General features: G+C 62.3%; 1 pseudogene. It reads right to left on the bottom strand.

Features of this window, described 5'->3' with window-relative positions:
* Positions 1 to 245, bottom strand: a pseudogene (locus AC0L3U_RS39985) (hydroxymethylglutaryl-CoA lyase); the annotation flags it as partial.
* Positions 246 to 247: the final 2 nt, after the last annotated feature.

Here is a 247-nt window from a genome sequence, read left to right as displayed (position 1 = left end):
CGTTGGGCGCCTTTGAGATTGGGGATCAGTGCCACGTAGATCACCCCAGGCGTGCGCTCGATGCCTTGAAAGACCAGCTCGCCATCGCGCAGAGCCGGTATGGCTTTGGGCGAGACGAACGATCCGGCTTCGATGCGCGAAAAACCGGCGCGGGAAAGCTGGTTGATCAGCGCGATCTTGTCAGCGGTGTCGACCCAGGTCGGCTCGATTTGCAGGCCGTCGCGCGGGGAGACTTCCTGCACGATCA

This window comes from Bradyrhizobium sp. Kon69 (assembly GCF_055807515.1).
Note: the sequence above shows the minus strand (reverse complement) of the source record. Positions and strands in the feature narration are given on the sequence as shown.